At 70.9% G+C, this 22,351-nt stretch carries 20 protein-coding genes and 1 pseudogene; 6 read left to right on the top strand and 15 right to left on the bottom strand.

The window, feature by feature from the left end; all coding sequences use genetic code 11:
• Positions 1–223: 223 nt before the first annotated feature.
• Entirely contained in the window at positions 224–1,618 is a 1,395-nt protein-coding gene (locus tag OG552_RS30695; protein WP_329141289.1) for an MFS transporter, read from the top strand.
• A gap of 176 nt (positions 1,619–1,794) precedes the next feature.
• Here OG552_RS30695 and OG552_RS30690 read toward each other — a convergent pair whose 3' ends face one another.
• The 9 genes from OG552_RS30690 to dnaK form a co-directional block, all read right to left on the bottom strand.
• On the bottom strand, positions 1,795–2,244 hold the full coding sequence (locus OG552_RS30690) for a DUF1931 family protein (RefSeq protein WP_329138432.1): 450 nt from the start codon (positions 2,242–2,244) through the stop codon (positions 1,795–1,797).
• A 61-nt stretch (positions 2,245–2,305) separates the two neighbouring features.
• A complete protein-coding gene (locus tag OG552_RS30685) occupies positions 2,306–4,036 on the bottom strand; it encodes an FAD-dependent oxidoreductase (protein WP_329138430.1) in 1,731 nt (576 codons plus the stop codon).
• 84 nt (positions 4,037–4,120) lie between these two features.
• Positions 4,121–4,393, bottom strand: coding sequence for a UBP-type zinc finger domain-containing protein (locus OG552_RS30680; RefSeq protein ID WP_329138428.1), 273 nt, complete (start codon positions 4,391–4,393; stop codon positions 4,121–4,123).
• Positions 4,390–4,923 carry a thioredoxin gene (gene trxA, locus OG552_RS30675; RefSeq protein ID WP_329138426.1) on the bottom strand — a complete coding sequence of 178 codons (534 nt, stop codon included), beginning with the start codon at positions 4,921–4,923 and terminating at the stop codon, positions 4,390–4,392. Before trxA ends, OG552_RS30680 begins: the two co-directional genes overlap by 4 nt.
• Positions 4,923–7,547 carry an ATP-dependent chaperone ClpB gene (clpB, locus tag OG552_RS30670; RefSeq protein ID WP_329138424.1) on the bottom strand — a complete coding sequence of 875 codons (2,625 nt, stop codon included), beginning with the start codon at positions 7,545–7,547 and terminating at the stop codon, positions 4,923–4,925. Before clpB ends, trxA begins: the two co-directional genes overlap by 1 nt.
• Positions 7,538–7,816, bottom strand: coding sequence for a chaperone modulator CbpM (locus OG552_RS30665; RefSeq protein ID WP_443071079.1), 279 nt, complete (start codon positions 7,814–7,816; stop codon positions 7,538–7,540). Before OG552_RS30665 ends, clpB begins: the two co-directional genes overlap by 10 nt.
• 104 nt (positions 7,817–7,920) lie before the next feature.
• Positions 7,921–8,898 (bottom strand): DnaJ C-terminal domain-containing protein, encoded by a 978-nt coding sequence (locus tag OG552_RS30660; RefSeq protein ID WP_329138422.1) that lies wholly within the window; start codon positions 8,896–8,898, stop codon positions 7,921–7,923.
• A 7-nt stretch (positions 8,899–8,905) separates the two neighbouring features.
• Positions 8,906–9,484 (bottom strand): nucleotide exchange factor GrpE, encoded by a 579-nt coding sequence (locus OG552_RS30655; RefSeq protein WP_329138420.1) that lies wholly within the window; start codon positions 9,482–9,484, stop codon positions 8,906–8,908.
• Between the two features lie 9 nt (positions 9,485–9,493).
• The gene (gene dnaK, locus OG552_RS30650) at positions 9,494–11,404 is read right to left on the bottom strand and encodes a molecular chaperone DnaK (protein WP_329138418.1); all 1,911 of its coding nucleotides are present in this window, start codon (positions 11,402–11,404) and stop codon (positions 9,494–9,496) included.
• 249 nt (positions 11,405–11,653) lie between these two features.
• Here dnaK and OG552_RS30645 point away from each other — a divergent pair, with 249 nt between their 5' ends.
• Positions 11,654–13,522: a PucR family transcriptional regulator gene (locus OG552_RS30645; RefSeq protein ID WP_329138416.1), complete on the top strand. Its 1,869-nt coding sequence runs from the start codon at positions 11,654–11,656 to the stop codon at positions 13,520–13,522.
• Between the two features lie 53 nt (positions 13,523–13,575).
• Here OG552_RS30645 and OG552_RS30640 read toward each other — a convergent pair whose 3' ends face one another.
• Positions 13,576–14,010, bottom strand: coding sequence for a DUF2267 domain-containing protein (locus OG552_RS30640; protein ID WP_329138415.1), 435 nt, complete (start codon positions 14,008–14,010; stop codon positions 13,576–13,578).
• 95 nt (positions 14,011–14,105) lie between these two features.
• Positions 14,106–15,965 carry an MFS transporter gene (locus tag OG552_RS30635; protein WP_329138413.1) on the bottom strand — a complete coding sequence of 620 codons (1,860 nt, stop codon included), beginning with the start codon at positions 15,963–15,965 and terminating at the stop codon, positions 14,106–14,108.
• Positions 15,966–16,061: 96 nt separating this feature from the next.
• Here OG552_RS30635 and OG552_RS30630 point away from each other — a divergent pair, with 96 nt between their 5' ends.
• Complete coding sequence (locus tag OG552_RS30630; RefSeq protein WP_329138411.1) at positions 16,062–16,367, top strand: hypothetical protein; 306 nt, start codon at positions 16,062–16,064, stop codon at positions 16,365–16,367.
• Between the two features lie 113 nt (positions 16,368–16,480).
• Positions 16,481–17,533 carry a glutaminase A gene (gene glsA / locus OG552_RS30625; protein WP_329138409.1) on the top strand — a complete coding sequence of 351 codons (1,053 nt, stop codon included), beginning with the start codon at positions 16,481–16,483 and terminating at the stop codon, positions 17,531–17,533.
• Here the strand turns inward: glsA and OG552_RS36535 are convergent.
• The 3 genes from OG552_RS36535 to OG552_RS30610 form a co-directional block, all read right to left on the bottom strand.
• On the bottom strand, positions 17,469–17,837 hold the full coding sequence (locus OG552_RS36535) for an NAD(P)-binding domain-containing protein (RefSeq protein WP_443071078.1): 369 nt from the start codon (positions 17,835–17,837) through the stop codon (positions 17,469–17,471). The two genes, glsA and OG552_RS36535, sit on opposite strands and share 65 nt — an antisense overlap.
• 33 nt (positions 17,838–17,870) lie before the next feature.
• Positions 17,871–18,806 carry an SDR family oxidoreductase gene (locus tag OG552_RS30615; RefSeq protein ID WP_329138407.1) on the bottom strand — a complete coding sequence of 312 codons (936 nt, stop codon included), beginning with the start codon at positions 18,804–18,806 and terminating at the stop codon, positions 17,871–17,873.
• 91 nt (positions 18,807–18,897) lie between these two features.
• Positions 18,898–19,521 (bottom strand): NADPH-dependent F420 reductase, encoded by a 624-nt coding sequence (locus OG552_RS30610; protein WP_329138405.1) that lies wholly within the window; start codon positions 19,519–19,521, stop codon positions 18,898–18,900.
• Between the two features lie 280 nt (positions 19,522–19,801).
• On the opposite strand from OG552_RS30610, the gene OG552_RS30605 reads away from it, so the two are divergent.
• The gene (locus OG552_RS30605; RefSeq protein WP_329138403.1) at positions 19,802–20,686 is read left to right on the top strand and encodes a glutamate ligase domain-containing protein; all 885 of its coding nucleotides are present in this window, start codon (positions 19,802–19,804) and stop codon (positions 20,684–20,686) included.
• Positions 20,687–20,794: 108 nt separating this feature from the next.
• Here the strand turns inward: OG552_RS30605 and OG552_RS30600 are convergent.
• Positions 20,795–21,214, bottom strand: a pseudogene (locus tag OG552_RS30600) (aldehyde dehydrogenase family protein); the annotation flags it as partial.
• A 233-nt stretch (positions 21,215–21,447) separates the two neighbouring features.
• Here OG552_RS30600 and OG552_RS30595 point away from each other — a divergent pair.
• Positions 21,448–22,332 (top strand): universal stress protein, encoded by an 885-nt coding sequence (locus tag OG552_RS30595; RefSeq protein ID WP_329138401.1) that lies wholly within the window; start codon positions 21,448–21,450, stop codon positions 22,330–22,332.
• Positions 22,333–22,351: the final 19 nt, after the last annotated feature.

Below are 22,351 nucleotides of genomic sequence, written 5' to 3'. Positions count from 1 at the left end.
AATCGAGCTCCGGATATTCGGAGTCGTCTTCTCAGTATAGGCGTGCAGCGGCGGCCTGGTCCGGCCCTGGCGCCGCAAGGGATGGTTTCCGTTGTCTGCCTCGCATCCGGCGTCCTCGACGCCTTCCGCTGCTACCCCCGCCACCTCTGCCTCCTCTGCCTCCTCTGCCTCCTCTGCCTCCGGTGTTGCCGCCACTGCCGCCGCCGGGAGGCCCGCTCCCGGGCTGCCCGGGAGAGAACACCCGCGGACGTCCGCCCGGGCGGTCTTCGTACTGCTGGCGGCCGGCGCCGGGGCCTTCGCGATGCTGCAGTCGCTGATCAGCCCGGTGCTGCCGACGATCCAGCAGGATCTGCACACCACACAGACCGGAGTGTCGTGGGTGCTGATCGCCTGGCTGCTGTCGGCCTCGGTGGCCACGCCGATCCTCGGACGGCTCGCCGACATGATGGGCAAGGACAAGGCGCTGCTGGTGGTGCTGGCCGCGATCGCCGCGGGCAGCCTCGTCTCGGCGCTGGCCCCGAACATCGGCGTGATGGTCGCCGGGCGGGTGATCCAGGGGCTCGGCGGCGCGATCTATCCGATCGCGTTCGGCATCCTGCGCGACGAGTACCCGCCCGAGCGCGTCCCGTCCGCGGTGGGAGCGATGTCCAGCGTCATCGCGGTCGGCGGCGGAATCGGCACCGTGCTCGCCGGGCCGATCACCCACGCCCTCGGGTGGCGGTGGCTGTTCTGGATCCCGATGGTCGCGGTACTCGTCATCGGCGTGCTGTGCCGGCGGTCCGTGCCGGCGTCCCCGGTCCGGACCGGCGGACGCGTCAACTGGACGTCCGCCACCTTGCTGTCGGTATGGCTGCTGGCCCTGCTGCTGCCGGTCAGCGAGGGGCAGGAGTGGGGCTGGGGCTCACCTGTCACGGTCGCGCTCCTCGCCGTTGCCGCAGCCTCCTTCGCCGCCTGGGTACGGCGGGAGTCCCGCTCGGCGAACCCGGTGGTCGACATGGCGATGATGCGGCGGCCCGCCGTGTGGACCACCAACGCCGTGGCCCTCCTCTTCGGCGCCGGCATGTTCGCCACCCTCACGTTCCTGCCCCAGTTCATCGAAACCCCCTCGTCCGCCGGGTACGGATTCGGGGTGTCGGTGACGGTCGCCGGGCTGGTGATCCTCCCGATGCTGGTCGCCATGGGGATCGGCGGGATGATCAGTGGCCGGGCCCGCCACGTGGTCTCCTTCAAGGCGCAACTGGCCTGGGGTTCGGCCCTGTTGAGTGTCGGTTGCCTGGGCTTCGCCTTCGTCCATGACGCGGTGTGGCAGATCGCGCTCGCCGGCACGGTCTTCGGCCTGGGACTCGGGCTGGCCTACTCGGCGATGACGAGTGTCGTGGTCCATGCCGTCCCGGCCGACCAGACGAGTGTCGCGACCGGCATGAACGCCAACATCCGCAACATCGGTGGGGCGGTGGGTACCGCGGTGGTCACCGCTGTCGTGACCGGCAGCGTGCGCGCCGACGGCCTGCCCTCCGCCGCCGGCTACACGACGGGGTTCGCCGTACTCGCCGCCGCCGCCGCGGTCGCCGTCCTGCTGTCCCTCCTCGTCCCCGGCACCCGCCGCACCCAAAGCTGATAAAGCTGACCGGTCACCCGGAAGACGCGCCCCACCGCACCTGCGGTAAAGAAACTCACCCAACCTGAGACGACGTCCGCGTGGTTGCGCCGACGGAACCGGGGGCAACGCGTCTGCCGGCCGACCCGGCGCCGCATGGTCGGCCCCGGGCCGAATCGCTCCGCAGGACGTGCCCCTCAGATCAGCAGGTCGAAGAGTTCGAATGCCTCGTCCCACTGGTCCGTGGAGGGGCGGCGGGTGTCGCGGGCGATGGTTTTGAGGGCGCGCGCGAGGGCGACGCTGAGGCCGCCGGCCAGGTCGGGCAGCCGCTGCTGGGTGTCCTCTGCGGCGTCCATGCCGAGGGCGGGACGGGCGGCGAGCTGGTCGAGCAGCGGGCGCAGTTCGATGCCCTCCTCCAGCTTCTTGAAAGCGTGGACGCTCTCTTGCAGACCTTTGGTGACCGGGAGGTCCTGCGGCTCGATGATGTCCCGGTCGTTGGCCTTGGCATCGGCCGCGCCGATGAGGAAGAGGTCGTAGAGCTTGGCGTCCACGAAGTCGTTGTAGCGCTTGAGGTCGTTCTTGTTGACATCGAGGCCGGCGGCTGCGCGGAAGAAGCGCTCGAACTTGGGAACTCCCATGACGGGCATGTCATTTCTCCTTTTCACGGCGGTGGATGGGCTGAAGCGGGCTGGCTGGGGTCAGCCGAGGTCATCGGATGCCGGACGGTCCCACGTCCCCGAGGTGCTCGTGCGCCAGGCGGACGGCCATGGCACCCTCGCCGACCGCGGAGGCCACCCGCTTGACCGAACCACTGCGGACGTCGCCGATGGCGAAGACCCCCGGCAGTCCGGTCTCAAGGGCAAGCGGGGCGCGGGCGAGTGGCTTCCAGAGTTCCGCCGGCGCCGCCACGTCCTGCCCGGTCGGAAGGAAGCCGCGCGGGTCCAGGGGGACGGCGTCGGCGAGCCAGGATGTGCCGGGGCGCGCACCGATGAAGACGAACAGGGCACGGACGGTCAGCACCTCCTGCCCGCGGGTGCGGTTGTCCTCGACGACGACCGACTCGACCCTGTCCTCGCCGGTGACCTCCCGGACCTCGGTGTGCAGCCGGACGCGGATCCGGGGATGCCGCTCGATCCGGTCGATCAGGTAGCGGGACATGCTGTGGCCGAGGTCGCCGCCGCGGACCAGCAGATGGACGGCGGGCGACTCACGCGCCATGAACAGAGCCGCCTGGCCGGCGGAGTTGCCACCGCCGACGACGGCCACCGGGTCAAAGCGGCAGGTCTGTGCCTCCCAGAGAGTGGCGGCGTAGTGGACACCGAGTCCCTCGAACCGCTCGACGCCGGGGGCGGTCAGCCGCCGGTAGCGGGCGCCGGTGGCCACCACCACGCTGTTGGCTCCGACCGTGCCGCCGTCGGCAACCTCCACCACGTTGACCCCGTCACGCTGTTCGAGGCCGGCGGCCTCGGCGGGGACGACGATCCGGGCGCCGAATCGGTTGGCCTGCACCACGGCGCGTTCGGCGAGTTCCATGCCGGAGATCCCGGCGGGGAAGCCGAGGTAGTTCTCGATCCGGGGGGACGTGCCGGCCTGGCCGCCGGTCGCCACCGCGTCCATGACCACGGTGGAGAGTCCCTCGGAGGCGCCGTACACCGCGGCGGCCAGGCCCCCGGGTCCCGCGCCGATCACCACAAGGTCGCAGACGACCCTCGCGACGGTCCCGGTCCGCAGCCCGATCAGCTCGGCGAGTTCGACGTTGGAGGGATTGCGCAGCACCCGGTAGTCGTGCCAGACGACGACCGGGGTCTCCTCCGGAGCGACACCAAGACGCATCAGCAACGCCTCGGCCTCGGTGTCCTTCTCCAGATCGGCCCAGCGGTGCGGGAGGCGGTTGCGGGCGGCGAACTCCAGCAGCCGCCGGGTGTCGGGAGAGAAGGCGGAGCCGATGATACGGAAGCCCGTGCCCGCGCCGGCCAGCATCGTACGGCGCAGCAGGTAGGCCCGCAGGATCACGTCGCCGAGCGCGGGTTCGCGGCTGAGCAGGTCGCGCAGGGCGGCCGGCCCCACCGCCAGCACCTCGCCGGGTGTTCTCACCACCGCGCTGAGGAAGGCGCGCTGGCCCTCCAGTACGCCGAGTTCGCCGAGGAAGCTGTGCGGACCATGCAGCTGGACGACGTGCTCCTTGTCGCCGTGGTCCTCGACCACGGCCACCGTGCCGCTGAGGACGACAAAGAACTCCCCGCTGGGTTCGCCCGCTCGGAAGAGCTGCTCCCCCTCGCGGACGGGCCGTACCTGTCCGCACGATCTCAGAATCGCGATCTGGTCGTCCGTCAGCCGCGGATAGGCGCCGTAGACATCGGCTGTCGTCGGCACCGTGGGCACGGGCTCCCCGGCGGAGTTCGGCACGTCGGCGATGTGCGGGGACTTCGCGGCGGTCATGGTTCACTCCCTTCGGCGAGAAACAGCGGCGGAAGCACCCGCGGATGCGGGGCACTGGACGATGCACCGGGCGGGCCGCCGGGTTCAGACCATCGCCTCGTGCACGAAACACCACCGCCAGTCCTCGCCCGGCTCGAACGAGCGCACGATCGGGTGCCCGTCGGCCGCCGCGTGACCACGGGCGTGCCGCATCGGCGAGGAGTCGCAGCAGCCGACGTGGCCGCAGGTCAGGCAGAGGCGCAGGTGGACCCACGCGGTCCCCTCGCGCAGGCAGTCCTCGCAGCCCTGCGGTGTCCTGGGCACCACGGGCCGGACCATGGACAGGTGCGGGTCGGGAAGATCAGGAAGAACGGTCATCGCGGCCTCCCGGAGGCGGGATCGGCTGGTCCGTGGGACGCCGACAGCGACTCGTCCACCCACTGGCGCAGCGCGTTCGCGGGCGCGGCGCCGGTCTGGCGGGCGATGGGCCTGCCGTGGTCGAGAACCAGCAGAGTGGGTACGGCTTGGACCTCGAACCGCCGTGCCAGGGACGGGGACTTGTCGATGTCGACCTTCACGAGCTTGATCCGGCCTGCCAGGTCCCTGGCGACCTGTTCGAGGGCGGGGCTCACCATGCGGCAGGGGCCGCACCAGGTGGCCCAGAGGTCGACCAGCACGGGCAGGCTCGCCTCCTCGGCGACCTGGCCGAAGTCGGCGTCGCCCGCTTCGGCGATCCACGGCAGCGGGGCCCGGCAGTTTCCGCAGCGCGGGCTGCCCTCCGCCGCGGCGGGTACGCGGTTCGTCCGGCCGCAGTTGGTGCAGGCGACCGTCCGCACCGAGTTCCCGGCGCGGTCGGTAGTGCCGCCACTGCCGGCGCTGCCGGCGCGGCCTTCTGGAGAAGTACTCATCACGGCTCCTGCGGCTCGTCCTGGAGGGTGACGGTCAGTTCGCCGCCCACGGCGTCGACCAGGATGGTCACGCCTTCGCGTGCCTCGCCGCTGAGCAGCGCGCGGCCGATCCTGGTCTCGACCTCGTGCGAGATGAAGCGGCGCAGCGGCCTGGCTCCGTAGACCGGGTCGTATCCCTCGGCGGCGATCAGATGCCGGGCCGGCTCGGTGAGGACGAGCGTGATGCGCTGCTCGGCGAGGCGGTCGCGCAGCTCGGCGAGGAGCAGATCGACGATGCGCTCGATCTGCGCGATGCCGAGCGGGTGGAAGAGGACGATGTCGTCGACACGGTTGAGGAACTCGGGGCGGAAATGGCCGTTGAGCTCGGTCATCACCAGCGCCCGCGCCTCGGGCTTGATCTCGCCGGCCTGGGTGGCGTCCTGGAGCAGGTACTGCGACCCGAGGTTGGAGGTCATGATGATCACGGTGTTGCGGAAGTCGACGGTACGTCCCTGGGCGTCGGTGATCCTGCCGTCGTCCAGCACCTGGAGCAGCGTGTTGAAGACGTCGGCGTGCGCCTTCTCGATCTCGTCGAACAGGACGACGGAGTACGGCTTGCGGCGCACCGCCTCGGTGAGCTGGCCGCCTTCCTCGTAGCCTACGTATCCGGGCGGCGCGCCGACGAGGCGGCTGACGGTGTGGCGTTCCTGGTACTCGCTCATGTCGAGGCGGATCATGTTGCTCTCGCTGTCGAACAGCGCTGCGGCCAGCGTCTTGGCCAGCTCGGTCTTTCCGACGCCGGTCGGGCCGAGGAAGATGAACGAGCCGATCGGCCGGCGCGGGTCGCGTACTCCGGAGCGGGCCCGTATGACCGCGTCGGCGACGAGCTGGACGGCCTCGTCCTGGCCCACGACCCGCTCGCGCAGGATCTCGTCCAGCTTGAGCAGCTTCTGCCGTTCGCCCTCCTGAAGGCGGGTGACGGGGATGCCGGTCCACGCGGAGACGATCTCGGCGATCTCCTCGGCGGTCACCACCTCGCGCAGCAGCCGGCTCTCGCCCTGCTTACTGGCGAGCTGTTCTTCCTCGGCGGCCAGCCGGCGTTCCAGTTCGCTGACGGTTCCGTAGCGCAGCTGGGCGGCCCGGTTGAGGTCGTAGGCGCGTTCGGCCTGCTCGGCCTCCTGCCGGGCGCGTTCCAGTTCCTGGCGCAGTTCCTGGACCCTGCGGATGGCCTGGCGTTCGGCCTCCCACTGGGCATGTTTGGCGTCCACCTCACCGCGCAGGTCGGCCAGTTCACGCCGCAGGTCCTCCAGGCGGGCGCGGCTGGCCGGGTCGGTCTCCTGGTCCAGCGCGGCCTCCTCGATCTCCAGGCGGGTTGCCCGGCGGGTGAGTTCGTCGAGTTCGGCGGGCATGGAGTCGATCTCGGTCCGCAGCCGCGCACAGGCCTCGTCGACCAGGTCGATGGCCTTGTCCGGGAGGAAGCGGTCGCTGATGTAGCGGTGGCTGAGGGTGGCGGCGGCGACCAGGGCGTTGTCCTGGATCTTCACGCCGTGGAAGATCTCCAGTCGCTCGCGGATGCCGCGCAGGATGGAGATGGCGTCCTCGACGGTCGGCTCGTCCACCTGGACGGTCTGGAAGCGGCGCTCCAGGGCGGCGTCGGACTCGATGTGTTTGCGGTACTCGTCCAGCGTGGTGGCGCCGATCATGTGCAGCTCGCCGCGAGCCAGCATCGGCTTGAGCATGTTGCCCGCGTCCATCGCACCCTCGGCGGCGCCGGCCCCGACGACGGTGTGCAGCTCGTCCACGAACAGCAGGATGCGGCCCTCGGCGCCCTTGACCTCCGACAGAACGGCCTTGAGGCGCTCCTCGAACTCGCCGCGGTACTTCGCCCCGGCCACCAGCGACCCCATGTCGAGCGAGAACACCGTCTTGTCCCGCAGCCCCTCGGGCACGTCGCCGCGTACGATCCGCTGGGCCAGGCCCTCGACGATGGCGGTCTTGCCGACGCCCGGTTCGCCGATCAGGACCGGGTTGTTCTTGCTCTTGCGGCTGAGGATCTGGATCACCCGGCGGATCTCGGCGTCCCGGCCGATCACCGGGTCGAGGCGGCCGGTGCGGGCCTCGACGACGAGGTCGCGACCGTACTTCTCCAGGGCCTCGTACGCCTCCTCCGGATTGGCGGAGGTGACCCGCTGATTCCCGCGCACCGTGGTGAGGGCGGCAAGGAAGGAGTCCTTGGTGACGCCCTGTTCGCCGAGCCGCCGGCCGGCCGCGGTGGCCGAACCCTCGTCCACCAGTGCCAGTACCAGGTGCTCGGTGGAGACGTACTCGTCCTTGAGCCGCTTGGCCTCCTGCTCGGCGGTGTCGAGCAGCCGGGCCAGCCGCTGGGTCACCATCACCTGGCCGGGGGCCGCGCCCGGACCGGTCGTGCGGGGGCGTTTGGCGAGATCGGCCTCGACTGCGGCCCGCAGGGCGGCCGGGTCGGCGCCGGCGTCGGCCAGCAGACGGGTGGTCAGGCCATCCTGCTGATCGAGCAGGGAAAGCAGCAGGTGCTCCCCGTCGACCTCGGTCTGGCCCATCCGCACCGCGACGCTCTGCGCCTCCTGCAGCGCTTCCTGGGACTTCTGGGTGAGGCGGTTCATGTCCATGGTGTGGGCTCCTTGGCGGCTCGTTCGCTGTGCCGCAGTACGGTTTCCAGGCGTTCGATACGGTCGAGCAGGTCCAGGACGACGCCGATGGCCGCGTAGTTGAGGCACAGTCCGTCCCGCAGCCGCTGCACCCGGGCGATGGCCGACGGCGCGCTCGGCCGGAACCACAGCCGGCCCCGGGCGTCACGCTCGGCGTCCACCAGCCCGAGGGCCACGAAGCGGCTGACGAGTTCGGGCGGCAGTCCGCTCCGGCTGGCCACTTTGGCCATGGGGAGCTGATAGGGGCTGGGACCGGTCCGGTGGACGCGCACCAGCGGATAGGCAGCCCTCGTGGGCTGTCCGGCGCCTTGGGCGGGAGAACGGTGTTGGGCTCTCATGTCTGCTTCCTCGGGTCGAAGGAGGAGACGGCGGCCAGTTCCTCGAACAGCTCACGCTCGCGCGGGCTGGGCGAGGGTGGCACCATCACCTGGATTTCGGCGTAGAGGTGACCGGGGGAACCTTTGGGGTGTGGCATCCCCTCGCCGCGCAGCCGCAGCCGGCGGCCGGTGGAGGTGCCGGGCGGCACATGCACCTTGACCGTCCCGCCCGGACCGGAGAGCGGCACGGTCGCCCCCAGCGCGGCCTCCCAGGCGGTGACCGGCAGATCGACGTGGATGTCGCGCCCAATGAGCCGGTAGCGGGGGTGGGGGGCGATACGGACCACCAGATAGAGGTCCCCGGCGGCGCCGGGGCCGCGGCCCCGGCCGCCCTCCCCCGCGAGCCGGATGCGCTGCCCGTCGACGACGCCGGCCGGAATGGTGACGTCGTAGCTGCGTTCCCCGCCGGGCCCGCCGAGGGTGATCTTCCGCCGGCCGCCGCGGTACGCCTCCTCCACGCTGAGCGTGAGTTCGGCCTCTTGGTCCGCGCCGGGGATCGGGCCGCCCCGCCCTGCGCCTCCGGCCCGGCCGCCGAACATGCCTCCGAAGAGATCCTCGAAATCCACCCCGGAGGTGTCGAAGCCGGTGTCCGTCCAGGTCCGGGCGCCTGCCCGGTCGGCGCCCCGGGCGCCTCCGAAGGGACTGCCGCGGTACGCGCCCGCTCCGCCGCCGAAGCCCTGGCCGGCCGCGACCCGCTCGTCGTAGTCCTCCGGAATCTGCCGGAAGTCGGGGCCGAAGCGGTCGTAGCGGGACCGGGTGTCGGGGTCGGACAGCACGCTGTATGCCTCATTGATCTGCTTGAAGCGCTCCTCGGCGGACGGGTCGCGGTTGACGTCCGGGTGGTAGCGGCGGGCCAGGGTACGGAACGCCTGCTGGATCTCGGCGGCGTCTGCGGTGCGGGGAACGCCCAGCACCTCGTAGTAGTCGTCTGCCATGGCGGCCTCACTCCTGCTTGCGGCTGACCGCTACCGCGGCCGGCCGCAGCTGGTGACCGGGTTCGCCGTAGCCGGGCCGCAGCACCTGGACGACGGTGCCCGAAGGTGTGTCAGGTTCGTCCACCACGGACACCACCTCGTGCCGCTCGGGGTGGAAGGGGACGCCGGTCTCCTCGTAGCGGGGATAGCCGAGGTTTCGCAGCACCTCGACGGCCTGGTCGCGTACCGCCCGGACTCCGCTGACGATCGCACCGGGGTCGTCGGCGCCCGCGTGGGCGAGGGCCAGTTCGAGGTTGTCGACGACCGGGAGGAACGCCGCGGCCACCCTGGCCCGCTCGGCCTCCCGTTCCCGGGGAAGTTCACGGGCGTAGCGCTTACGGAGATTGTCCAGGTCGGCGAGGGCCCGCCGCCACCGGTCCTCCAGTTCCTCCACCTCGGGGCTGCGGCGGGCGGGTGCCTCGTCCTGCGCCCCGGCTCCGGGTGCCTGCGGGGTCGTCTGCGCTGCGGGTGTCCGCTCGGGCGGCGTCTGCTCGGGCTCGGGCGGGGAGCGGTCCTCGGCGGGACGCGTCTGTTCCTGATCCGACATGGCGCCGCCTCAGCTCTTGTCGAAATCGGCGTCGATGACGTCGTCGCCGCCGTTCGGGGAGCCGCCCTCGGGCCCCTGGCCGGGCGCCGCGCCGGGCTGGGCTTCACCCCCGGCCCCGCCCGGTCCTGCGGCGTGGGTGGCCAGCGCCGCGTAGATCTGCTGGAGTTCGGAGGTCAGGCTCCGGGAACGATCCGCCGGCGCCTCCTCCTTGACGGCGGTACGCGCCTCGTCGATGAGCAGTTGGGCGCGGGCGCGCTCATGCTCCGGTGCGGCGTCGCCGAGGTCATCCAGCCGGCGCTCCACCTGGTAAGCGGCGGCGTCGAGCTCGTTGCGGGCGTCGATGGCCTCGCGCAGGGCCAGGTCGCTGGTGCGGTTGCTCTCGGCCTCGTTGATCATCCGCTCGACCTCGGACGGGTCGAGGTTGGAGCCCTCGCTGATGGTGATCGACTGCTCGGCGCCGGTGTCGCGGTCCTTGGCGCTGACCTTGAGGATGCCGTTGGCGTCGATGTCGAAAGTGACGTCGATCTGGGTCTCCCCGCGCCGGGCCGGCCGCAGGTTCTCCAGCCGGAAGCGGCCCAGCACCCTGTTGTCGGCTGCCAGTTCGCGTTCGCCCTGGAGCACGACGATGTCCACGGCCGGCTGGTTGTCCTCGGCTGTGGAGAAGGTCTCGGACCGGCGGGCGGGGATGGTGGTGTTCCGCTCGATGATCTTGGTCATCACGCCGCCGGCCGTCTCGACGCCCAGCGACAGCGGGGTGACGTCCAGCAGCAGGACGTCCTTGACCTCGCCCTTGAGCACGCCGGCCTGGATCGCGGCGCCCAGCGCCACCACCTCGTCCGGGTTGACGCTCATGTTCGGGTCCTTGCCGCCGGTCATCCGGCGGACCAGGTTCTGCACGGCCGGGATGCGGGTCGAGCCACCGACGAGGATGACCTCGTCGATGTCGTTGTCGGTGACCTTGGCGTCGCTCATCGCCGTCCTGACCGGTTCGAGACAGCGCTCCACCAGGTCCGAGGTGATCTGCTCGAAGGTGGAGCGGCGGACCGTCTCGGTGAGATGCTTCGGCCCGGAGGCGTCCGCCGTGATGAACGGCAGGCTCACCTGGGTCTGGCTGACCGAACTCAGCTCGGTCTTCGCCTTCTCGGCCGCCTCGAACAGGCGCTGCAACGCCTGCGGGTCCTTGCGCAGGTCGATGCCCTCGGCCTTCTGGAAACCGTCCGCCAAGTGGTCCACCAGCCGGCGGTCGAAGTCGTCGCCGCCCAGGTGGGAGTCGCCCGCCGTGGCGCGCACCTCCACCACGCCGTCGCCGACGTCCAGCAGGCTGACGTCGAAGGTGCCGCCGCCGAGGTCGAAGACCATGACCGTCTCGTGGCCCTTCTTGTCCAGCCCGTAGGCCAGCGCCGCGGCGGTCGGCTCGTTGATGATCCGCAGGACTTCCAGGCCGGCGATCTTCCCGGCGTCCTTGGTGGCCTGGCGCTGAGCGTCGTTGAAGTACGCCGGTACGGTGATGACCGCCTCGGTCACCTTCTCGCCGAGCGACTTCCCGGCGTCGTCGGCCAGCTTGCGCAGCACCTGCGCGCTGATCTCCTCCGGCGCGTACTGCTTGCCGTTCACCTCGAAGCGGGCCACCCCGCCGGGTCCCTCGACCACGTCGAACGAGACCGCCTTGGCCTCGTCGGAGATCTCGTCGTAGCGACGTCCGATGAACCGCTTGGCGGAGGTGATGGTGCCTTTGGGGTTGAGGATCGACTGCCGGCGCGCGAGCTGCCCGACCAGCCGCTCGCCGTCATCGGAAAAAGCGACCACCGACGGGGTGGTCCTGGCGCCCTCGCTGTTCGGGACCACGGAGGGCTCACCACCTTCCCAGACCGCGATGACCGAGTTGGTGGTACCGAGGTCGATGCCTACTGCCTTCGCCATGTGAATCTCCTCCGTCGCGACGCGGAACCGGTCTGCGGGCTGCCGGGCATACCGAACCGGCGCGCACCACACCCGTGTACGAGCCTGGCGCGGGGAGCCGGGCGCTTCTTCGCCCCGGCAGGACCAATCCGCGACGCCGTTCCGGCCCGCGAGGACGGGGACGCGGCACGGCTCGCAGGTGAGACCCCGTGCCGAGCGGCGTAGCGTGAAAAAGGGGGAAGCCGCTGTCGAGCCGCGAATGGACCTGCGATGGACGCTGTTCCCTTTCCGACCGCCGGGCCCCGCCACCCCATCCCGCAGCCGGGGGCCGCACGGCACGCACTGCTACGGCTGGTGACGGTCATGCTCGACGGCGAGGACGAGCGCGAGGTGCTGTGGGGAGGCATGGCGGCGATCGCCGCCACCGGCCCTTTCACCGCAGAAGCGGCCTACACCGTGCACGACGGTCTGGCGCGGCGCTGCCCACCGCGCCGGGTGGCCGCCTCCGCCGGCGCCCGGCCGAGGAGCGCGGCGGCCGGGAAACCGGCGGCGGACCCCACCGGCGAGGCCCCGGCTGAAGCGGCCGTCGCCGACGCGGTGGCCGCCGACCGGCTCGACCGGCGGATCGACGCCCTGGACGGCCGCAGCCGGCACCTGCACGAGCCGGGCACGCCGTGGGCACGAGCCATCGCGCTGCGCTACCGGGACCAGTGCCTCGGCTATCTCGTCGTCCGGTCCCTGACCACGCCCTCGGCCGAGGAGACCGCCCTGACCGATCTGCTCGCACAGCAGACCGGGAACGCCCTCGCGCGCCTCACCGGGCATCGGGGCTCGCCGGCCCGCGTCGAGCCGGCGAGCACGCCGGGGACCGGGGACCTGCCAGGGACGGGGAACCTACGGGGGACCGGGGGCGCCTCACCCACCGCAGGACCCGGCGCGACCGTCTCCGCCCTGGCCTCGCGGCTCGCCGCCCAGGACGCGCTCTCCCGTGCCGCCGCCTCCGGCCGGGGCGAGCAGGGAATCCTGCAGGCCCTGCACGACCACACGGGACTCGCGGCCCTCACCGAGGACCGCTTCGGCAACACGCGGGCCTGGGCCGGTCCCCGCCGGGACGAACCCCGGACAGGACCCGGCAGTGGACCGCGCCCGGGACCGGAAAGCCGGCGCCGGGACACCCTGATGCACCGCGCGCGGTGCCGCCCCGGCGCCGTCCGGGACCGGGACCGGCTGGTCGTCCCCATCGAGATGGCCGGCGATCCGCTCGGCGCCGTGGCGCTGTTCGATCCGGACCGCCGGGCGGCGGACACGGACACCTCGGCGCTCGAACAGGCCGCACTGGTGCTGGCCCCCCTGCTCTCCCACGAGCGCAGACTGGCCGAGCTGGAGCCGCAACTGCGCCGCGAGCTGGTCGACCGGCTCATCTCCGGTGAGGTCGCCGATGACGTCTTCACCCAGGCAGCGGTCCTCGGCCACGACCTGCACCGGCAGCACAGGGTCGCCGTCATGGAATGGCCCGGGACGGCCCATGGGGCAGCCCTCGGCGACGCGGTGGCACGGGCGGCCGGGCGGCTGCGCCGGGACGTGCTCGTCGGCTCCCGCGGCGCGGCCACGGTCGTCCTGGTGGCCGGTGAGGACCGGCGTGATCCGGGAGACGAGCTGTACCGGGCCGTCTCGGACGAACTCGGCACCCGGGCCGGCGCGATCGGGGTCGGCGGCCACTGCGACGACCTCACCGATCTGCCGCACTCCTACGACGAGGCCGTCCGTGCCCTCACCGTCCGCCGCCACTCCCAGGACCAGTACGGCAGCACCAGCTTCGAGGAGCTGGGCCTGTACCGCATGATGGGCACCGGCGACGGCGAACGGGAGGCCGACCGCTTCGTCCGTGAGTGGCTGGGCCGACTGCTGGACTACGACGCCCGCCACCACACCGAGCTGGTGATGACCCTCTCGCGCTACCTGGAGAGCGGCGGCAGCTACGACACAACCTCCGAGACGCTGCTCATCCACCGCAGCACCGTCCGCTACCGCCTCCAGCGCATCCGCGAGATCACCGGCCATGACCTCAGCGACGTCGAGACCCGCCTCAACCTGCACATCGCCACCCGCATCCGCAACGTGCTCGACCCACCCCGCTGAGTCGCGGCCGATCCAGGGCCGGAACGCCTGGCTGTCCCGTTCGCCGCGGGCCGTCAGGGCTGCGGAAAGATGGCGGCCAGTGAACCGGGGAAAACGGCCTTCAGGTCATCCCACTCTCCGCTGCTGACGTACTGCTGCAGTGCCTTGAGGACCGTGCGTGCCAGTTGCTCGGTGTCGCCTTCGATCGCATAGGGGAAGTTCTCCCGGACGCGGGCGAAGAATTCGTCCCTGCTCAACTTCAGCGGTGTTTCGGAGGGCTTCCACCCGTCGTAGTAGATGCCCCGCAGCAGCGTCGGAAGCTGGGCGCCGAATTGGGCGTTCTCCTCGACCGTCAAGCGGTCCCGAAACGGGTGCAGCACCGCTCGCAGGGCGGCGTAAGACTGCTTCCGGCGATCCTTGGGCCACCCGTAGGCGTGCTCGATCTCCTTGAGGACGTGATTCGCCTTGTCCACCATCACGTCGAACGAGGAGAAACCTGTGTCAACCATCGTGAGTTCCTTTCCCTGTCTTGGGGTGAGCCGGGCCTGTAGTCCCGGTCCGGGGGAATGTCGCCGCCCGTTCCACAGGCCGCTTGACGATGCGATCAGGAATCGCTCCCGCGCTCCGGTGGGGAGTACGCATCGGCGGAGGTCCGCTGCGCCCGGGACTCGAAGACCGCTTCGCCGAGGGCTCTGCGGAAACGGCCGGGGCCCCAGCTCTTGCCTTTCACCAGCTTTTCGAGTGCGGCTCGGCCCATCGTCCCGTTCGCGCGGAGCGCGTCCGACAGCTCTTCGATCTCCCGGTCCTCGGCCTCGTCCGCCATCGCGGCCGTACGGCTGTTCTGCCCTCCGGTGCCGACCAGCCCCGGGGAGTAGAAGGAACTGCCGACACCGGGGGCGTAGCGGCGGCCACCGGCGCGTTCCCGTCGGCTCTGCCGGACCTTGCGTTCCGCGATCCGGGTGCCGCGCGCGCTGAGATCCGGCTGCGGGGCGGGTGCGCGTCCTTCGGACTCGGCCTCGGCCTCTTCGGCGGTGAGCGGGCGGGCGATGTTCTCCAGCGACTGCTGCTCCGCGCGCACGCCGAAGAACATCTCCGCCAGACCGCCCAGCAGCATGGCGCCCGCGCCGATCAGGAAGCCGACGGCGACGAGGTTCCTGCTTCCGCTGTCGATGAACTGGCCGAAGAGCAGCGGACCTGTGATACCGCCGACGGCCGTCCCCACCGCGAAGAACAGAGCGATGCACAGCGCCCGGCTCTCCATCGGGAAGACCTCGCTGACCGTCAGGTACGCGGAGCTGGCTCCCGCCGAGGCGATGAAGAAGGTCACCAGGACGAGGGCGAAGAAGGACCAGTCGGTCAGGTTGTTGTTCATCAGCAGCGCCGCGAGGACGGCGGTGACGATCGCCGACCCGAAGTAGGTCGCCATGATCATGGGCTTCCGCCCGACCGTGTCGAAGAGCCGGCCGAGCAGCAGCGGTCCGAGGAAGTTGCTGACCGCGAAGATCACCATGAAATAGGGCACCTGGCCCGAGTCCACGCCGAAGAAGCCGCTGAGGATGGTGCCGAGATTGAAGGTCACCGCGTTGTACAGGAAGGCCTGGCCCACGAAGAGGGCCAGGCCAAGCAGCGCCCGCCGGGGGTAGCGCTGGGCGGCTCCCCGGGCGATCTCCCGGAACGGGATCACGCGCCGCTGCCGCACCGTGATGGTCTGCTGCGGCGGCGGCAGCTCCTGCTGCGTCTCGGCCCGCACCTCGTTCTCGATCCGGTCCACGATCCGCTCGGCTTCCTGTTCCCGGCCGTGGATGAAGAGCCATCGGGGGCTCTCGGGGACATGGCGGCGCACGATCATGATGCCCACTCCCAGGATCCCGCCGATCCCGAAAGCGATCCGCCAGCCGATGTGCAGACTGACCCAGGAGGTGTTGAGCAGGATGAGTGACCCCAGGCTCCCGAGCGCGGCTCCCACCCAGTAGCTGCCGTTGATCGTCAGGTCGATCTGACCCCGGTTCCGCGCGGGGATGAGTTCGTCGATGGCCGAGTTGATCGCCGCGTATTCGCCGCCGATACCGGCGCCGGTGAAGAACCGGACCAGGAAGAAATACCAGGGTGCGAAAGCGACGGCGGTGGCGAGCGTGGCCACGATGTAGAGCCCCAGTGTGACGATGAACAGTTTCTTGCGGCCGAACCGGTCGGTGAGCTGCCCGAAGAACAAAGCACCCACGCACGCACCGGCAACGTAGATACCGGCCGCGGTACCGATGTCGGCGGAGGACATATGGATCCCACTGCCCTCTTGGGTCATCCGGGAGGCCACCGATCCGACGATGGTCACCTCAAGGCCGTCGAGAATCCAGACGGTGCCCAGGCCGATGACGATCCGCCAGTGGAAGCGCGACCATGGCAGCCGGTCGAGGCGGGCTGGGATGTCCGTGCGAATGGTGCGCAGCGTTGCGGTCTCGCTCACAGGTGTCGCCTCAGCTCTCTTTTCGGAATAGTCCATTCGGGCGATCCGGCGGCGCCCAAGAGCCGGGAACGGTTCATTCCGCGTATGGTCTGCGGAATGCTGCGCTGCCGCCTGCTCGACCACCGTTACCGCTTCTCCCACGAGGGCCGCACCCTGCTCTGGAGCTGCCTGCGGGAGTGCGGTGCGTCCGGGGACAAGCGGTATCCGACCGCCGAGGCGGCGGAGCGGTATGCCCGGGCTTTCGACCGCCGGGACATCGATTCCCTCGGTCGACACGCTCCGCTGTTCGGACTTTACCCGCTGCGACTGTGGCGGGCCTGGCGTGACCGGCGGCGCACCCGCTCGGTGCGGCTCACCGGCGGGGCGGCTGCGACTCGATCACCGGAATCGTCGCGTCGCTGAGCGCCCCGGCCCGCTTCCGACCCGCGCCGGTGGATCCTTTGCGGCACTATGTGGCAAATGCTCTCTCATGCAGGGACAGAGCTGCGGGGATCCGTGAGAGGAAGCCACCGTTCATGGGCGACGTAATCCACGATCCTGGCGACTCGGCCGGGCCCGTCCATGAGGCGGCGGCTGTCTCCACCGGCAGCCTGCCCGGTGCGGAAGCGGTGGATGCCGCGCTGGCCGCGGCCTACGCACGGTTCCGGGACGACACCTCGGGACGCGTGGCGGACTACATTCCCGCTCTGGCCGAAACCGATCCGAGCCTGTTCGGACTCAGTGTCGCCGACGGGCACGGAAGCGTTCGCGAGGCCGGCGACGCCGGGCATCCGTTCTCCATCCAGTCCATCTCCAAGGCATTCGTGTTCGCCCTGGTGGACCAGGCCCTCGGGCGCGAGTCGGTCCGGCAGCGGGTGGGGGTCAACAACACCGGCCTGCCGTTCAACTCCATCCTGGCCATCGAGCTCAATCACGGCAGCCCGATGAATCCGATGGTCAACGCCGGCGCACTCGCCACCACGAGCCTGGTCCCGGGAGCGGACGCCGCCGAGCGCTGGGACTTCGTCCACCGCGGACTGTCCCGGTTCGCCGGCCGTGAACTCGACCTGGACATGCGGGTGTACGCGTCGGAGGCGGCCTCCAACCAGCGCAACGAGTCGATCGCCCGGCTGCTCGACAGTTACGGGCGCCTCGGCTGGGATCCGATCGAGACCACGGATGTCTACACCAAGCAGTGCTCCCTCTCGGTGACCACCCGCGACCTGGCCGTCATGGGGGCCACCCTCGCCGCCGGCGGGGTCAATCCCCTCACCGGCGACCAGGTCGTCGACGCCGCGGTGTGCCGCGACACGCTGGCCGCGCTGGCCTCCTCCGGCCTGTACGAGCGCAGCGGCGACTGGCTCTACGAGATCGGCATGCCGGGCAAGAGCGGGGTGTCCGGCGGCATCCTGACCGTCGCTCCCGGCAAGGGCGGGCTGGCCGTGTTCTCCCCCGGTCTGGACCCGGCCGGCAACAGCGTCCGCGGACAACGGGCGACCCACTACCTGTCCGGCGCGCTGGGCCTCAACCTCTTCGCTTCCGCCCCGCAGCTGAGCTCCGAGGCACCCACCTACCAGCTCGACCTTTGATCCGGCGCCGTGGCCGGGGTGGCGACTGCCGGCCTTTCATCGGCGGCCGCGTCACTGACGGATCCCGCGGACTCCCTGTCCACGCACCCAGCCGGTCCGGAACACTCCCGCTCGTCGCGGCGGACGCCCGCGGCCCCAGTTCCGCGAGCGCGTCCGCGAGCGATTCGGGACCGCGTGAGTTGCTGAGCACGATCTGGTGCCGGGCCTCGATGGCGAGCCGCGCGACGGTACTGCCGATGTGTCCGCTTCCGATGAATCCCACCGTCTTCCCGGCGTCCCTCCGGAAGCGCCGGACCCTGGCCATGTGCCGGACTCGTTGCGGTCCGGGTCCCTGCCGTCAGCCGGCGGGGAAGTACTGGCCGTTGTCCAGATCGGCGAGCAGGCCGGGCTGAGCGGGTTCCCAGCCGAGGTCCCGGCGGGTGATGAGGTTGGACGCCGGATAGCTCTGCGTGACGATGTTCGCGAGGAACCCGAAGTATCCCGGCACCATCAGTTCGTCTACGGGAACGCTCACGGCGGGCAGGCCCAGGCGGCCGGCGATGGCCTCGGCGATCTCGCGGAGCGGGATGCCCCCGTCCCCAACCGCGTGCCAGTATCTGCCGGCCGGGCCCTTCTCCAGCGCCAGGCGGAACAAAGTGGCGGCATCGCGGGCGTGCACGGCGTTCCACAGGTTCGAGCCGTCTCCGGGGTAGCCGGCGAAGCCCTTCTCCCTCGCGAGCGCGATCAGCGTGGGGAGGAAGCCGGCACGATCGGTCGTGCTGTGCGCGATGTTGGCGATCCGCACGACCGACGACCGCACTCCCCGCTCAGCGAGGCCGACGATGGCGGTTTCCACGACATTGCGGACCCGCAGGGTGCCCTTGTGCTCGTCGCCGACGGGAAGGGCCGGGTCCTCCTCGGTGGCCGGCCGGCCCAGCTGCCCGGACGAGCCTATGCTCCCCGCCGCGACCAGCGGCTTTCCGGTGCCCGCGAGCGCTTCGCCGTACGCGAGCATGACCGGGAGTTCCGCGGCGGACACGGCGTCCATCCCGCCGAACGGAAGCAGGTCCTGCCGGTGCGCGACGTGGATGACGCCGTCGGAATCCGCGGCCGCCTCCATGAGCCCTTCGAGGTCCTGGAGGTCGCCGCGGCGCACCTTGGCGCCGAGCGCGGACACCGCCGCCGCGGCTGTGTCCGACCGGGCCAGGCCGGTGACCTCGTGCCCGGCGGCGATGAGTTCAGGGATGATGTACGAACCGAAATGGCCGGTCCCGCCAGTGACGAACACGCGCATGCCACTGCTCCTGTGAGTGATGGGGCCGAAGAAATGGTGGTGGTGGGACCTCCGCCCGTGGGAGGGGCGAGGCGGGCGGGCGCGGGTGCGCTCAGCTGAGAAGGTCGACGCCGAGGGCGATGTTGAAGCCCGCGCCGTGGCCGGCGAGGCCCATCATCAGCAGACCCGCCCCTTCCAGCCAGTGCGCCATCTCCAGGCTGCCGACATCCAGCGGGCGCAGCCCGAGGCTCTCGATGAACGCTGACACGCTCGCCTTGGCCCGCGCGTCGTCGCCGGCGAAGAACACGTCCAGCGGGGGGCCCAGGACCAGAACGTGGGCGAAGACGGTGTTGAACGCCTTCACGACGTGCGCGCTCGCCGGGACGGCCTTGGCGATCTCCTGCGCGCCGGAAGAACCCTCAGGGGTGACCAGCTCGGTGGAGTCGGCGGCGGTGAAGGTGTTGGAGATGTCGATGACGACCTTGCCGGCCAGCGCGTCCCCGTACTGAGCGACGACGGGCACGGCACTGGCGTAGGGGACAGCGAGGATCACGATGTCGCCGGCCGGGGCGGCACCGAATGTTCCGGCCGTGGCGCCGCCGCCGAGCTCGCGAGCCAGATCGGCGGCCTTCGCGGGATCACGGCCGATGACCTCGACGGTGTTGCCGGCTTTGACCCCGAGGGTGCCGAGGGCGCGGGCGTAGGTCCCGAGGCCGAGGATGCTGATACTGCTCATGATGTGTACCTGGCTTCTGTGGGTTTGGGGAACGGGCCTCGACGGCGCGCGATACGACGCGGCCACAAGGACAATCCTGGGAGTGTCGACGGTGAGGTCTCAGCCCACGGTGCTGACGGTTGGGGCTCGCGCTCGAAAATGAAGGACAGGCCTCAGCTCAGAGGCCTCCGAAGTGTTCGAAAAGTCAACCTGTCCACAGGAGGACCAGGCCGCGCATGCGACCTACGCTCTCGACTGGGCACGCAATCCCGAACGGACTCTCGCGACACCGGGGTCCTGGGTGACGTTCTCCACCCTACGCGCCATCAACCGCTGTGCCCAGGGCACCGGAAACTCCAGGGCTCGTCCGTCTGATCTGAAGGCCGAACTCCTCAACGCTGCCCACCGATGGCAACTGCTCGCCGAGGCCGGTCACCTGCCGGCCGAACCGTCCTGCGCCGAACCGCTTCAGCACGCCGCCGGTGCACAGCGCCTCTCCCGCGACGTCAGGAGCGAACCTGCCATCACCCTCGGCACGCTGCGCCGCATCGTCGGTGCGCACGGCGTCAGCCGGGTGGCCTTCCTCCTGACGCCTTCCGGCCGCCGGCCGGCACTGGAGATCAACACGGTGCCGGGCCTGTCCGGGCACGGCAACCTCGCCACCATGACCGCCGCAGCGACCGCACTCGCCGCGGGCGTGCCGTTCACCACCGTCCTGGCCGGGCTGGAAGCGGCCGAAATCGTCTCCGGCGACCGGATGCAGGTCATCACCCGCGGCGACGGCGTGACCGTCATCAACGACACCTTCAACGCCTCCCCCGAGGCGATGCTCGCCGCGATCGAAGCGCTGGAGGACATCAGCGGCGGTGTCCGCCGACGGGTCGCTGTCATCGGCGAGATGGCCGAACTCGGCGACCAGGCCGGCACCTGGCACACCACAGTGGCCGGCCGCCTCACCGCCGGCGGCATCGACCACCTGATCACCGTCGGCGGGAAACACGCCCTCACGCTGGCCGAGACGGCCCGCGAAGCCGGCATCACCGCGGAGCACACCGAGACCGGGGAGTCCGTGGCCGAGCAGACCAACAAGGTGCTGCAGCCGGACGACGTACTCCTGATCAAAGGCTCCAACGCCCTGGGCCTCGGTGCGGTCGCGCGACAACTGACCACGATGACAACCGCCTGACCACTCCCACACCCGAGTCTGACACCTGACCCCGTGCCGGGACGCGGGCCGGCACCGGGCCCAGCCTGGTGAACAGCCCGCGCCCCAGCCGCCGGTGGCCTCCCCCAGCAACCCGCCGGAGCCGACGAGCACCGAGAGCACGCCCTCGGGAAGCCCGGCGTCCACGAAGCACTCGGCGAGCGCCAGCGCGGTCAGCGGTGTCGAGGTGGCCGGCTTGAGGACGACCGCGTTGCCCGCCGCGAGCGCGGGCGCCAGTTTGTGCAGCACGAGCAGCGCGGGGTAGTTGAACGGCGTGATGGCCACCACGACACCACACGGCTGGCGCAGCGTGAAGCCCAGCTTGTCCTGCCCGGTGCCGCGGTTGGCGTCCAGCGGCAGGGTCTCACCGTAGAGCCGGGTACCCTCGAAGGCCGCGAGCCGGATCAGGTCCCCGGATCGTGACGCCTCACCCGTGGCCTCGGTGATGGTCTGTCCCGGCCCCGCCGATGCCTGCCATCGGCTTCCGATGAGTAGTTCCGCCGGCGGCATCGCCTTCTCCCTCCAGAAACCGTCAAGGCTGGTCCGAAGGGCTGATCGGCCAGGACCAGGCCGTCGCGGGCTTCGTCTCCACCTCCACGATCCGGTGGGGCGGGCGTGGACGGCTGGGGTCATCCGGGCCTGGCTCCGGGCCGATTGGCCCCACGACGCGGCGCGGCGCTCACCGCAGCATGAAGGAGGGGGCTGTCCAGGCTCCCGGGCAGCCCCCTCAACAGCGAAAGGCGGTGGGGACGTTGAAGCTTCCCCTGGTGGTCGGTGTCGACGGATCGGAGTCCGGTCTGGAGGCCGTGGACTGGGCGGTGGCCGAAGCGGCGCGGCACGAGGTGCCGTTGCACCTGCTCCACGCGTACCTCTGGGAGAGGTACGAAGGCACCCTCCCGGGACGTGCCGCCGACCATGGATCCGCACGGCTCCGGGCCGAGCACATCGTGGCCGGCGCGGCGGAACGGGCCCGGCGGGGCAACCCGGGTATCGAGGTCACCACCGAGGTAGTGGCCCAGGAGCCCGCGGCAGCGCTGCTCATGGCGGGTCGCAACGCCTTCGCCCTGGTGACCGGTCACCGCGGCCGGGGCGAGCTGGCCGGTGCGCTTCTCGGCTCGGTCGGGCTGACGGTGGCGGCACGGGCGCACTGCCCGGTCGTCGTCGTCCGCGGAGCGCGGCCCGCCGCTCCGGACGCCTTCCGCCGGGTGGCGTTCGGTGTCGGCGACGCGAAGGACGGCTCGGCCGCCGCCGAATTCGCCTTCCGCGAGGCCGAGGTACGGCACAGCGCCCTGCACGCCGTGCGTGCCTGGCGCTGCCCCGCGTTCGACCTGCCCGACATGCCCGTGCTCCAGGGCCGGGTACCCGAGCCCCATCTGCGCGCCGCCGAGGAGAAGCTGTACGAGGCCCTGCGCGCGTCGTCCGACAGCCATCCCCGTGTCGCCGTGCGCCGCGACCCGTTCGAGGGTTCGGCCCGCGAGGCTCTGCTGACCGCGGCGGCCGACGCGGACCTGCTCGTGGTCGGCGCCCGGCACCGCAACGGCCCCTTCGGCATGCAACTCGGCCCCGCCAACCAGGCGGTCCTCCACCACGCACCGTGCCCGGTGGTGGTCGTACCCGAACCCGCCTGAGTCCTGGGGCCCGGCGTTC

Origin of the sequence: Streptomyces sp. NBC_01476 (assembly GCF_036227265.1) — a bacterium.
In the GTDB taxonomy this organism is placed as follows: domain Bacteria; phylum Actinomycetota; class Actinomycetes; order Streptomycetales; family Streptomycetaceae; genus Actinacidiphila.
The sequence above is the reverse complement of the archived record's forward strand: the minus strand, read 5'-3'. Positions and strand labels throughout refer to the sequence as shown.

Coding starts and splice junctions, on each gene's coding strand:
- OG552_RS30680 (WP_329138428.1), bottom strand. CDS start 4,393: ATGACCGTTCTTCCTGATCTTCCCGACCCGCACCTGTCCATGGTCCGG.
- OG552_RS30630 (WP_329138411.1), top strand. CDS start 16,062: ATGCTGCGCTGCCGCCTGCTCGACCACCGTTACCGCTTCTCCCACGAG.
- OG552_RS30665 (WP_443071079.1), bottom strand. CDS start 7,816: ATGGCCAAAGTGGCCAGCCGGAGCGGACTGCCGCCCGAACTCGTCAGC.
- clpB (WP_329138424.1), bottom strand. CDS start 7,547: ATGGACATGAACCGCCTCACCCAGAAGTCCCAGGAAGCGCTGCAGGAG.
- OG552_RS30690 (WP_329138432.1), bottom strand. CDS start 2,244: ATGCCCGTCATGGGAGTTCCCAAGTTCGAGCGCTTCTTCCGCGCAGCC.
- trxA (WP_329138426.1), bottom strand. CDS start 4,923: ATGAGTACTTCTCCAGAAGGCCGCGCCGGCAGCGCCGGCAGTGGCGGC.
- OG552_RS30685 (WP_329138430.1), bottom strand. CDS start 4,036: ATGACCGCCGCGAAGTCCCCGCACATCGCCGACGTGCCGAACTCCGCC.
- OG552_RS36535 (WP_443071078.1), bottom strand. CDS start 17,837: ATGGCCAGGGTCCGGCGCTTCCGGAGGGACGCCGGGAAGACGGTGGGA.
- OG552_RS30610 (WP_329138405.1), bottom strand. CDS start 19,521: ATGAGCAGTATCAGCATCCTCGGCCTCGGGACCTACGCCCGCGCCCTC.
- dnaK (WP_329138418.1), bottom strand. CDS start 11,404: ATGGCGAAGGCAGTAGGCATCGACCTCGGTACCACCAACTCGGTCATC.
- OG552_RS30640 (WP_329138415.1), bottom strand. CDS start 14,010: ATGGTTGACACAGGTTTCTCCTCGTTCGACGTGATGGTGGACAAGGCG.
- glsA (WP_329138409.1), top strand. CDS start 16,481: ATGGGCGACGTAATCCACGATCCTGGCGACTCGGCCGGGCCCGTCCAT.
- OG552_RS30615 (WP_329138407.1), bottom strand. CDS start 18,806: ATGCGCGTGTTCGTCACTGGCGGGACCGGCCATTTCGGTTCGTACATC.
- OG552_RS30655 (WP_329138420.1), bottom strand. CDS start 9,484: ATGTCGGATCAGGAACAGACGCGTCCCGCCGAGGACCGCTCCCCGCCC.
- OG552_RS30645 (WP_329138416.1), top strand. CDS start 11,654: ATGGACGCTGTTCCCTTTCCGACCGCCGGGCCCCGCCACCCCATCCCG.
- OG552_RS30660 (WP_329138422.1), bottom strand. CDS start 8,898: ATGGCAGACGACTACTACGAGGTGCTGGGCGTTCCCCGCACCGCAGAC.